The following is a 10,658-nucleotide window of genomic DNA, read 5'->3' on the forward strand; positions in this document are numbered from 1 at the left end:
TCGGGCGCGTCGCCCGTACGGCACGGGGCTACGCGGTGCGCGTGGGGCGGCGCCAGGGGTGGAGCAGGCCGCCGAGCACCGCCCCGGTCTCCGGGAACGAGGCCGGATCCTGGACGCCCACCACGGCCGGCTGACGGTCCGGCCGCCAGGTGAAGCTGCCGAAGAGCCGGTCCCAGACCGAGAGGTCGACGCCGAAGTGCCCGGCCTCGGCCACGTCGGCACTGTGGTGCAGCCGATGCTGTTCGGGGCTGGCCAGGACATGGTTGAAAGGACCGAGGCGGACCTCGATGTTCGCATGCACGAAATACCCTTGGACAATGGTGAAGAGCGCCACCGCGAAAAGGCAGTCGGCGGAGAATCCGAGCAGTCCGAGACTCAGTTGGACCGCGCCCTGTTTGAATGCGACGTCCAATACGTGATTGACGCCGTTGTTGGCGACATTCACCTTCTGCGGAACATGGTGAATTCCATGGACCTTCCAGAGCCACCGGTGGGTGTGTGCGAGCCGGTGCGCCAGGTACCCGGCCAGCGAGGAGGCCAGCAGGGCCAGGGGAATCTGCACCCACAGCGCGAGCCCCAGCCTCAGCCCTCCTCTCGCGGCCGCCGCGACGACGACCGCGACCACCGTCTGGGCGAGCACGGCTCCCGCCATGGTGAACACGAAGTAGGCCGCGTACCAGCAGAGTTCGCGACCGCTCGGATGCCAGTCGGCACGATGGGGGATCAGTCGTTCCAGCGCCGCGAGATAGAGGATGACGGCGACCAGGAAGACCTGCACGGCCTGCCCGCGGTCCCAGCCGTAGCGCAGGGTCGAGGCGAACAGCCAGACCGCGGAGAGCGCCAGGGCCGGGTATGCGGCGCATCGGAGAACCCCGCGCAAGGAAGTCCCCATGGCCCACGATTTCGCCGGCAGTGACCCCATCTCGGGTCGATTTTCCATACGGAGAATCTCCATCGCGTCCGAATGAGGGACTGAACACTAGCAGCGGGTGCGGGCGCCCGTTGATTCCTCAACGATGCTTTCTGGCCAGTGCGCGAAGGGGGTCGCCGTAATCCGACTGATAGGAAGAGATGCTTTACGGCGATAATCGCGGCCCTATTGCGGGAGGCCGATTCACGTCGGCCGGATCGCGGCAGCAACGATTCAGCGGCTCCAGGAAGCGGCCACCGCCACCGGCCGTCGCGCGCGGGGAGGGCGGACGGGCCGCCCGGCAGCCCTTTGCAAGGCGTTGACTCGCGACCGAGCGGCGCAGCCCCGGGGGAGTGGCCAGGGAAGGGAAACGCCCGAAAACGGCGCCCAGGCCGACCCGTGTGGCGCACGTCACGACTCTGGACTCCGCTTTTCCGTTGTCCAGGCCCTGGGCGGCGGCTCTCCCCTCCACAAGGATCTCCACACGAGGCAAGCGAAGGGCGGACGGCGTGCAGCGGACCACGGGTTTCGAGCAGCAGACGGATGCGGAGCTGATACGGGGGGCGCAGTACGGCGCCCCGTGGGCGCGGGAGCAGTTGATCGGCGCCTGCCGGCCCCTCGTCCACGCGCTCGCCGCCCGCGCCCTCGACGGCCGCCGCGGCGCGGACGCCGCCGTGCACGCGATCGTGCGCGAGACGCTGGGCCGTGCGGAGTTCGCGCTGGGGACCCTCCCGTCGCCGGACGCCTTCCGCCCCTGGCTCGTCGGCATCGGCGTGGCGACCACCCTCGCCCACGCGGCCGGCCTCCCCGTTCAGACCACCGCTTCCACGGCCCCGTCCGACGCCCTGCGCTGGCTCGACATCGAGGACGCCGTACTGGCGGCCCTCTGGTCCCTGGAGCAGGAGGGAATCCTCGGCCGATACGAGACGGCGGCGGCGCTGAACTGGTCCCCGCAGGACACGATGCTGCGCCTCGACGCGGTACGCGTACGCCTGGAGGCCGCCCGATCGGTGACCACCGCCCTCGCCCGCACCCCCCGCTGCCCGGCCCTCGACGAGCAGGCCGCCACCTGGGACGGACACCCCGGCGCCGTCTGGCGCGATCAACTGGCCCGGCACACCGCGCACTGCGGGCACTGCGCCACCGGGTTCGTCGTGACGGCGGCCGACGTCACGCCGCCCGTGTACGCGGCAGCCGCCCAGGGCCCGGTCGGCCGGGACTTCTCGACAGGCGGCGCCCCAGGCCGACCCGGCGCGGCCGACGCCCTCGCCCCGACCGAGACGTTCACGGCCGTTCCCTCCGACGCGAGCCCCCGCCCCACCGCTGCCGCCGGGCGGCGCGGCACCAGGGCCGACCTTCGGCGCCGTCGCCAGGCGGACGACCGCAACCGCCGCCGCGCGGTGGTCGCGGCAGGCCTGGCCGTCGTCGCGGTCACCGGCGGCGCGTTCACGCTGAACGCCGGCCGTGGCGGCGACGAAGGAGCCAACCGGGCAGCGGCCGGGGGCCTCGACCTCCCGCTGGCGAACGAACCCGGCACCCTCACCGCCCCGCCGTCCACCACCTCCACCTCCACCTCCACCTCCACGTCCGCTTCGGCTTCCGCGACGCAGACCCCCGGCACGACGTCCACCACCGCACCGGGCAAGGCCCCCCGGCCCACCACGGCGCCCCCTGCCCCGAAGCGCTCCACCGCTCCCGCGTCCACCGCCACGACCGGCACCGCGCCGAAGACCGCCCCCGCCCAGGGCACCGACCAAGGCCCGGCCCGTGGCACCCGTAAGGACACCGGCCAGTCCTCGGCGGCAGACCAGGTCATCGCCCTGGTGAACGCCGAGCGCGCCAAGGCCGGTTGCGGCGCCCTGACCGCCAACGCCACCCTCACCCGGGCGGCCCAGGGCCACTCCGACGACATGGCCGCCCGTGACTTCTTCGACCACACCAACCCCGACGGTGCCGGCCCCGGCGACCGTGTGACGGCCGCCGGATACCCCTGGTCCACGTACGGCGAGAACATCGCGAAGGGGCAGAGCGGCCCCGAACAGGTCATGGAGGCCTGGATGAACAGCCCCGGCCACCGCGCGAACATCCTCAACTGCGACTTCAAGGAGATCGGCATCGGCATCCACGACTCCGGCGGCCCCTACTGGACCCAGGTCTTCGGCGCCCGCTGACCCGGAGGGGTCCGTCACGCCGGGTGGGCCGTCGACCTGCGCGTATGCGGATGGCAGAGTCATGACCACTGCCCCGGTCTCGGGGCGGGGGAGGAGCGGACCCCCCAAGGTCCGCCGGTAAGAGACGACGCATGAGAAGAATCGCGGCCTACGGGCTGCATGTCATGGCGACTGTCCTCGCGGCAGTCGTCCTGGTCGGGGGACAGACGGCGCCCGCCGTCGCGGTCACGACGATTCCCGGGGACGCCGCCGGTACGGCCACCAGCCGGGAGTCGGTCCGGGCGATGACCTGGAACATCTGCGGGGAGGCGGGCGGCCGGGTCGCCTCGGACGCCGGCTACTGCCCGTACCGCAACGTGCCCGGCAAGAAGATCGAGGGCATCGCCCAGCTGGTCAAGGACCGCGACCTCAACGTGGTCATGCTCCAGGAGGTGTGCTCGGTCAGCCACCTGGTCCCGCTGGAGGCGAAGCTGGAGGCCGACGATCCGGGCTCCGACTGGACGTTCGCGCTCGCGGGCGACACACGCCCGGACGACACGTACCAACCGGATGTGCCGGGAGTCGAGTTCATCGACAAGCAGGGCTCGAAGTGCCGAGGCGCGCTGTCCGGCACGCTGGGCGTGGCCATCGGCGTCAAGGGCCGGATGACGTGGAAGACCGAGACGGACTTCACCACGCCGCTCGGCCTGTCGATGGGGCGCGGCTCCGTGCTGTGCGTGGAGGTGGCCGGCTGGGAGAACCACGTCTGCACGACGCACGTGTCCAACTTCGGTGCCTCCGTCCCGCTGAAGCTGACGCAGGCGCAGGCCGACCAGTACTACGACGAGCAGATCGCGACGGTCGCGGACGTGGTGAGGAAGTTCCCGTCCGTCGTCCTCGGTGGTGACTTCAACACCCGGCTCCAGGACCGGCTCCAGCCGCTCTACAGCCTGATGTCGGAGTGTGACCAGCGGGCGTACGGGCCCGGCGACGCCTCCAACGAGCCCACCAAGTTCACGCTCGACGGCGTGACGAAGGACGCGAGCGGCGGGATCCTGTCGTACGCCGGTTACCAGACCTCGAAGATCGACTACCTCTTCGCCACCGGCGGCTTCACCGGCTGCGACTCACGGACCGACTTCGCGGACCAGACGGACTACCGGCTCGCGGTCCAGCCGACCTGCACGGAAGCGACGCCCGTGACGGTCCCCGACCCGTGCAGGCCGGGCGCGACCGGCTACTCGGACCACACCCCGCTGTACGGTCACACCCAGGGCGGCGGGAAGCTGTCCTGGCGGCTCGACGGCAGCCCCGCCGGATTCGACGGCACGCTCACCGGCGGCGCCTCCTGGGCACCCGGCGAGCACGGCGGGGCGCTCGCGCTGGACGGTGCCACCGGCGCCGCCACCGCGTCAGGGCCCGTCGTGGACACCACGTACAGCTTCACCGTCTCCGCCTGGGCGAAGGTGAACCCGGGCGCGGGCACGTCGGTGGTCCTCTCCCAGGACGGCACGACGATCAGCGGCATGATGCTCTGGTACAACGCGAGCGACAGCACCTGGCGCTTCGCCCTGCCGAAGGCCGACAGCTCCACGTGGAGCGTCGACCAGGCCATCGCCCCCGCCGCCGCGACCGGCACATGGACCCACCTCACGGGCGTGTACGACGCCACCACCGGCGCGGTCAGCCTCTACGTCGACGGCGTGAAGAAGGCCACGGCCGTCCACGCGGAGGCCGATCGCTGGGCCGCCACGGGTCCGTTCGTCGTCGGTCGGGACAAGGTGAAGGGCGCGTACAACGCCTACTTCAACGGCTCCGTGCAGCGCGTGGCGGCGTTCGACTACCCGCTGCGCGACGACCAGATCGCCGCGTACGCCGGCAGGCTGATGCCGCCGACCGGCAGGAGCACGGCGCTGCGCGAGGTCCCGGGTGAGCCGCTGTCCCAGGGCTGCCACCAGAACCTCGACCCCTTCGGCGCCGACTACGGCACGGCCACCACCCTCACCCCGACCCTGACGGCGACGGTCACCCACCCCGACCCGTCGAAGGAGGTCTGGGCCGAGTTCTCCATCTGGGACAACACCGACCAGACCCAGCCGCAGCCGATCACCATGGGCGAGGCGGGCTCGGCCAGCACGAAGGTCCGAGGCCAGGGCACCGTCTCCGTCCCGGTCCCGCGGCTCGTCCCGGGCCACGCGTACGGCTGGCGCGTCCGCACCACCGACGGCACGACCACCTCGCCCATCTCCACCAACTGCCACTTCAGGGCCCCGGCGGCCTGATCACTCCCGGACGTACTCGACGGTCTGCATCATGCCGAGGTCCTCGTGCTGGAGCTGATGACAGTGCGCGATGGCGCGCCCGGTGAAGTCCTCGTACCGGACGAGGAACGTGGCGGAGTCACCGGGCGCGCCGCCGGCCAGGCCGATGGTGTCGTGCCAGACCGGCGGGTCGAGCCGCTTGCCGTTGCGGTGGGTGAGGAGGACCTGGTTGGTGTGCAGGTGGAACGGGTGGTGGTGCGGCGGCAGGGTCTCGTCGGTGCGGACGGTCCATCGTTCGACGATGCCGAGACGCAGGGTGTGGTTGGTGTAGTCGGGGTCGAACAGGCCGTAGGCGGGGTCGCGGGTGAGGTCGCCCTTGGGGTCCGCCGGTGGGGTGGGGTTGCTGCCCAGGATGCGATACGCGTTGGTGAACGCCCCCGAGAAGACATTGGAGTCGGCGTGGAAGACTACCTCCCGGTCGGCGTCGGGGTTGGCGATGTCCCTCTCGTCGAGGAACGGCCGGCCCGGCGGCAGGGAGGTGGGCAGTTCCATCGCCGGCTGTACGGGCTCTCCCGCGACCTCGATCGTCATCAGCGGCCCGGCCACCTTGTCGGCCCGCAGCTCGTACCGGCCGGGCGCGCCGCCCCGGACCAGGACGTCGGCACGGTTGCCCATGGCCAGGTCCACCTGGTCCAGGGCGACGGTCTTCGTGAGCGTGACGCCGTCCTGCGCGATCTGGTGCAGCTTCAGGCCCCCGCTGCCCCCGCTGCCGCCGGTGACCTGGAGCCGCAGGGCGGAGAACGCGGTCGCCGCGACCAGCCGCCACCGCTGCACCTGGCCCGGGCGCAGCCGGAGCGTGGGGTTGACGGTGCCGTTGACGGTGAAGGTGGAGGGGATGCCGGCCACCCAGCCACCGGAGGTGAAGGCGGGGACCTTGCCGTCCTTGACCTTGAGCTCGTTGATGCACACGACGAGATCGTCGGCGGCCCTGATCTCGGGCACGTCGTCGACGTCGCCTTCGACGACGATCACCCCGGCCATGCCCCCGGCGATCTGCTCGGCGATGGATCCGTGCAGGTGCGGGTGGTACCAGTAGGTTCCGGCGGGGTGATCGGCCGGTACGTGGATGGTCGTCGTGTAACGGGGCTCCGGCGCACCGGCGGCGACCTCGTCCGAGGTGCGCGGCGCGAACTCGCGCAGGACGTTGTCGGCCTCCCCGGACGGGCAGACGTGCATCCCGTGGGTGTGCACGTTGAAGCTGTTGGGGTGGTGCGGCGTGTTGCTGCGGCCCATGTGGTCCGGGTTCGGCGGCAGGCCGTTGACGTGCGTCAGCCGCACGGTGTCCCCCGCGCGTACCCGCAGCGTCGGACCCGGGAACGTCCCGTTGTACGTACGCGTGGTGACCTTCCCGAACCCGGGTACGGAGACGTCCGTGTACCGCACGGTCAGCGTCTGCTCCAGCACCCGCGCCGAGCCGGGCACCGCTCGCGAGGCGGACACGGCGGACACGGCGGACACGGCGGGCTGCGGAAAGGACTTCGGCGCCGCGACCGCGGGCCGGGCGAGGATGAGGCCGGGCGCCACCGCGAGACCTGCGGCGGGGATGGCCTTCAGTACGGATCGACGGCTGATCCCGTCACCTTTTCCCATAACCGGGCAATGTAGTTCAAACTGCCCATCATCCTGGATGGCGCGCCGCAACGACGCCCTGGTGCCGACCCCGCTCACACCGAGTGGCGCACCCTCGCCACCGGTCATTGAAGGGACGCCGGGCTGGAAAGGGTGGCCTTACCTCGAACGAGGTGCACACCCCACCCAGGGAGAAGACCTTGAAGCGTGTTGATTTCCGTCGGTCCGCAGGATTGATGGTCGCCGCCGTGGCCCTGCTCGCGGGCCCCGCCCTGTCCGCCTACGCGGCGACCCCGACCACTCCGACCGCCCCGACCGCCCCGATCGAGCAGGCACGGGCGGCGGGCCTCACCGACCAGCAGGCGGGAGAGCTCCAGCGGCAGGTGGACGCCGTTCTCGCCCGCGACCCCCAGGCCCGCCAGACCTCGGCGAACACCCTCGCGATCCCCGGCGCCACCGTCACGCTCCCCGTACCCGGACAGCCCGCAGGCGCGCCCCGCGCCTGCAACGAAGGCCACCTGTGCATCACGGACGGCCGAGGCGTCAACTACGACTACTACCGCTGTGGCTACTACGACTTCGACGGCATCGGCGACGGCACCTTCAACAACAACCAGACCCCCGGCACCCGCGCCCGCTTCTACAACAGCGACGGCAGCGAGCGCTGGTCCCACGTGGCGAAGGGCACGGGCACCGCGTCCTGGACCCCGGTCTACCACATCCGCCCCTGCTGATGGCTGATCGCTGATGGCGGCCCCGCCCCCGCTCTCCTTGCGAGCGGGGGCGGGGTCAGGGGCGTTCGACATGCTGGAGGATGCCGCCCGCGGAGAAGCAGAGGGCGCCGATCAGCGTCCCCCAATTGGAGATGTCGGCATTGATCAGGCTGCCGGTGGCGGGCCGTGTGAAGGCGGCAAGCGCCGAGACCATGAAGAGGACGGAGCCGAGCTGGTTCACGGCGACGATCCACCAGCCGAGATCACGCCGCCGGACGCACGGCCGTCCATGACAGATCTCGACGAACGCGAGATGCCCGGAGACCAGAAAGAGCACGCAGCCGATCACGTCAGGAGCCCAGATCAGACGGTTGACCTGCTGGACGCTCAGGCCCTGGAGAAAGGAATCGAGCAGGTCGACACCGAACACGAGGGTGCCGGCGAACAGGACAAAGGCACTCAGCCAGTCGACCCGCATCGGTTCATACGCCCACCACCGCCACCGTCGGGCGACCAGGACCCCTTCCCCTCCGGGCACGTGGCGCGGGGCGTTGACGACCTGGAGCAGCGACACGTATCCGCCGGTGTTGAAGAACAGGCCGCCCGCGAAGTAGATCGAGGCACAGGTGGTGGCGTCGCCGGACCCGAACTGGGCGACGGCGGCACCGGCCGCGAAGAGCGCCCCGCCGATGACGAAGGCGGTGGCGGCCACGGCGTTGAGCCTGCGCAGCCGGGCGAGGACGGCACTGTCGGCCCTGGCACGACGTCCACCGCCCGCACCGGGCGGACGGACGACGATGAGCCCGCGGCGCCGGGCGGGCCGGGACTCCCAGGTGGCGGTGCCGCCGCCGGGCGGCCGCCAGGTGAGGCGGGTGATGAACGGTCCCACGCCTTCGGCGCGCTGCTCGGGCTGGCCCACGGGCCGACCCTAGTCGGGCAGCGGGACATCACCCGAGAGCAACGCCGTCCCCGTGTCCACGCGCTGGGGCGGAAGGCGGCGGGTGGTCGTCGACGACCATGGAGTCGTAGAGACGTGCGTACTTGGCAGCGAGCCGGAGGAGGGCCCGTCTCGGTCCCGGGGGCAGGACGGAGAGCGGAGACGAGGAGGCGCAGGGCACCTCTCCTCCTCACACGTGTCATTTCAGTCCATGCGTACGGAGTGGAGCGCGGCGAAGGCCAGCAGGGGGACGGCGGTCCGCGGAGGATCTTCGAGGATGGGCGAGTGCCCGAGACCGGCCAGCAACTCGACCTTCGCGCCCGGTACGACGCGGTAGTCGGCGGCGGAGGAGGGCCGCCACCTGCGATCCTCCTCGCCGAAGAGCACGAGCAGCGGCTTGCCGAGCGGCGTCAGGCGCTCGGGGAGGGCCTGACGCGCCAGGTAGTCGAGGGTGCCCTGCATGGCGGCCGCGAGCGTGTGTGGGCTCATGCGCCGCACATCATCGAGGATCTCCGAGGGGATCCGGTAACCGGCCCGGCTGAAGGCGGTGCCGGCGAACCGGCGCAGCTGCTCGTCGCTCGGCGGCCACGACGAGAGCCCGAGCGGTTCGGTCTGCGGGGCGATGAAGGCGTCCAGGCCGGGCCCGGTGCCGATGAGCACGAGCCCCGCCACGAGCTCGGGCCGCTGCGAGGCGAGGGCGGTGGCGACGACGCCACCGCTGGAGTGCCCGACGACCACGACACGGTCGACCCCGAGCCGATCCAGCACAGCACCGACCCGATGAGCCTGCTCAGGAACCGTGTAGCTGGCGTCGACGGGTTTGGCGGACCGACCGTGCCCAAGGAGATCGACACGGATGACACGGTGCGATCCGACGAGGAGCGGGACCAGAGCATCCCAGGACCGGGTGGAGGAGGCGGACCCATGGATGAGGAGAAGGACGGGTCCGTCAGCAACCCCACCCTGACACACATAGATATCGCCGTCATCTATCGATAGGAGGCCGGCCTCACCCAAGAGAGGCCGGGAGTCAGAAGCAGTCATGCCCCCACTGTCACCGCCCCCACCCACACAGAGATTGAACAAATGTTCCCGGGTTCGCCCTCAACTACCATCCAAGAATGCCGACTTACACACGCGGCGCGACGGCGTGGGACATCGCGCGCCCGCAACGGCCCAGCAGGGTGCCCGGCCTCACTATGGCCGGCTTCGGCATCCGTGAACTGGACACCCTCCGGATGGTCCCGCATCCGGCCGTGACCCTGATCCTGGAGTTCGGCGCGGGCTCACCTGTGGTCGAATCGGCCTCCGGCGAGCGGCAGCAGGGATGCGTGGCGGCCGGGACGGGCGCCGGTTCCAGGGGAGCGATCCAGGCGAGCGGGAAGAACATCGAGTGCGTACAAGTACGCCTGTCCCCGGTGATCGCCCGCGCCGTCCTGGGCGTCCCCCTCGCCGACCTGGACGGCGCCATCGTCCCCTTGGACGCCCTGTGGGGCCGGGAAGCACCCCGCATCCGCGAACGACTCGCGGACACGACATCGTGGCAGCAACGCTTCGCCCTGACCGACGCGCTGCTCGCCCGCCGGTACGCGGCGCAGCGTCCGGTGGACAAGGAGATCGCCTGGGCCTGGCACCGTATCGCCACCACACACGGCCGGACCCGAGTCGACGCCCTGGCCACCGAAACCGGCTGGACCCGCAAGCGCCTGTGGTCCCGCTTCCACGTACAACTCGGCCTGCCACCCAAGCAGGCCATCAAACTGATCCGCTTCGACCACGCGGCCCACCGCCTGCTGGCAGGCGTGCCCGCGGCCCGGGTAGCGGCCGAATCCGGCTACGCGGACCAGTCGCACCTGCACAGGGACGTGATGACATACACGGGGAGAACCCCCGCAACGGTGTCCGCCGAACCGTTCCTGGCCGTGGACGACATCGCGTGGCCCAACTGAACGGCCGGGAGCGGCCTACGGCCTGTCCGGCGGATCTTGTGGTTCTGGGTGATCGGTTCGTTGCGGTTCACCCGTCGGTTGCACTGTCAGCTCGGTTCGCTAAGGTCTG

General features: G+C 71.0%; 8 protein-coding genes. 4 read left to right on the plus strand and 4 right to left on the minus strand.

The window, feature by feature from the left end; all coding sequences use genetic code 11:
- Window positions 1–28 precede the first annotated feature (28 nt).
- A complete protein-coding gene (locus tag ABTZ54_RS02845) occupies window positions 29–940 on the minus strand; it encodes a sterol desaturase family protein (RefSeq protein ID WP_351656331.1) in 912 nt (303 codons plus the stop codon).
- A 932-nt stretch (window positions 941–1,872) separates the two neighbouring features.
- Here ABTZ54_RS02845 and ABTZ54_RS02850 point away from each other — a divergent pair.
- Both ABTZ54_RS02850 and ABTZ54_RS02855 read left to right on the plus strand, forming a co-directional pair.
- Window positions 1,873–3,081 (plus strand): CAP domain-containing protein, encoded by a 1,209-nt coding sequence (locus tag ABTZ54_RS02850; RefSeq protein ID WP_502997171.1) that lies wholly within the window; start codon window positions 1,873–1,875, stop codon window positions 3,079–3,081.
- A gap of 131 nt (window positions 3,082–3,212) precedes the next feature.
- A complete protein-coding gene (locus ABTZ54_RS02855) occupies window positions 3,213–5,342 on the plus strand; it encodes a LamG domain-containing protein (RefSeq protein ID WP_351656337.1) in 2,130 nt (709 codons plus the stop codon).
- Here ABTZ54_RS02855 and ABTZ54_RS02860 read toward each other — a convergent pair whose 3' ends face one another.
- Window positions 5,343–6,971 (minus strand): multicopper oxidase family protein, encoded by a 1,629-nt coding sequence (locus ABTZ54_RS02860; protein WP_351656340.1) that lies wholly within the window; start codon window positions 6,969–6,971, stop codon window positions 5,343–5,345. It abuts the gene before it with no gap.
- 215 nt (window positions 6,972–7,186) lie between these two features.
- On the opposite strand from ABTZ54_RS02860, the gene ABTZ54_RS02865 reads away from it, so the two are divergent.
- Window positions 7,187–7,684 (plus strand): hypothetical protein, encoded by a 498-nt coding sequence (locus ABTZ54_RS02865; RefSeq protein ID WP_351656342.1) that lies wholly within the window; start codon window positions 7,187–7,189, stop codon window positions 7,682–7,684.
- Window positions 7,685–7,739: 55 nt separating this feature from the next.
- Here the strand turns inward: ABTZ54_RS02865 and ABTZ54_RS02870 are convergent, their stop codons facing one another.
- Both ABTZ54_RS02870 and ABTZ54_RS02875 read right to left on the minus strand, forming a co-directional pair.
- Window positions 7,740–8,582, minus strand: coding sequence for a hypothetical protein (locus ABTZ54_RS02870; RefSeq protein WP_351656344.1), 843 nt, complete (start codon window positions 8,580–8,582; stop codon window positions 7,740–7,742).
- A gap of 222 nt (window positions 8,583–8,804) precedes the next feature.
- Complete coding sequence (locus ABTZ54_RS02875; protein ID WP_351656347.1) at window positions 8,805–9,644, minus strand: alpha/beta fold hydrolase; 840 nt, start codon at window positions 9,642–9,644, stop codon at window positions 8,805–8,807.
- A 77-nt stretch (window positions 9,645–9,721) separates the two neighbouring features.
- On the opposite strand from ABTZ54_RS02875, the gene ABTZ54_RS02880 reads away from it, so the two are divergent.
- Window positions 9,722–10,549: an AraC family transcriptional regulator gene (locus ABTZ54_RS02880; RefSeq protein ID WP_351656349.1), complete on the plus strand. Its 828-nt coding sequence runs from the start codon at window positions 9,722–9,724 to the stop codon at window positions 10,547–10,549.
- The last annotated feature ends 109 nt before the right edge of the window (window positions 10,550–10,658 follow it).

Origin of the sequence: Streptomyces sp. NPDC094032 (assembly GCF_040303965.1) — a bacterium.
Classification (GTDB): domain Bacteria; phylum Actinomycetota; class Actinomycetes; order Streptomycetales; family Streptomycetaceae; genus Streptomyces.

Excerpts from the sequence above, each read along its gene's own strand:
- ABTZ54_RS02845 (WP_351656331.1), bottom strand. The coding sequence starts at position 940 with ATGGAAAATCGACCCGAGATGGGGTCACTGCCGGCGAAATCGTGGGCC.
- ABTZ54_RS02850 (WP_502997171.1), top strand. The coding sequence starts at position 1,873 with ATGCTGCGCCTCGACGCGGTACGCGTACGCCTGGAGGCCGCCCGATCG.
- ABTZ54_RS02855 (WP_351656337.1), top strand. The coding sequence starts at position 3,213 with ATGAGAAGAATCGCGGCCTACGGGCTGCATGTCATGGCGACTGTCCTC.
- ABTZ54_RS02860 (WP_351656340.1), bottom strand. The coding sequence starts at position 6,971 with ATGGGAAAAGGTGACGGGATCAGCCGTCGATCCGTACTGAAGGCCATC.
- ABTZ54_RS02865 (WP_351656342.1), top strand. The coding sequence starts at position 7,187 with ATGGTCGCCGCCGTGGCCCTGCTCGCGGGCCCCGCCCTGTCCGCCTAC.
- ABTZ54_RS02875 (WP_351656347.1), bottom strand. The coding sequence starts at position 9,644 with ATGACTGCTTCTGACTCCCGGCCTCTCTTGGGTGAGGCCGGCCTCCTA.
- ABTZ54_RS02880 (WP_351656349.1), top strand. The coding sequence starts at position 9,722 with ATGCCGACTTACACACGCGGCGCGACGGCGTGGGACATCGCGCGCCCG.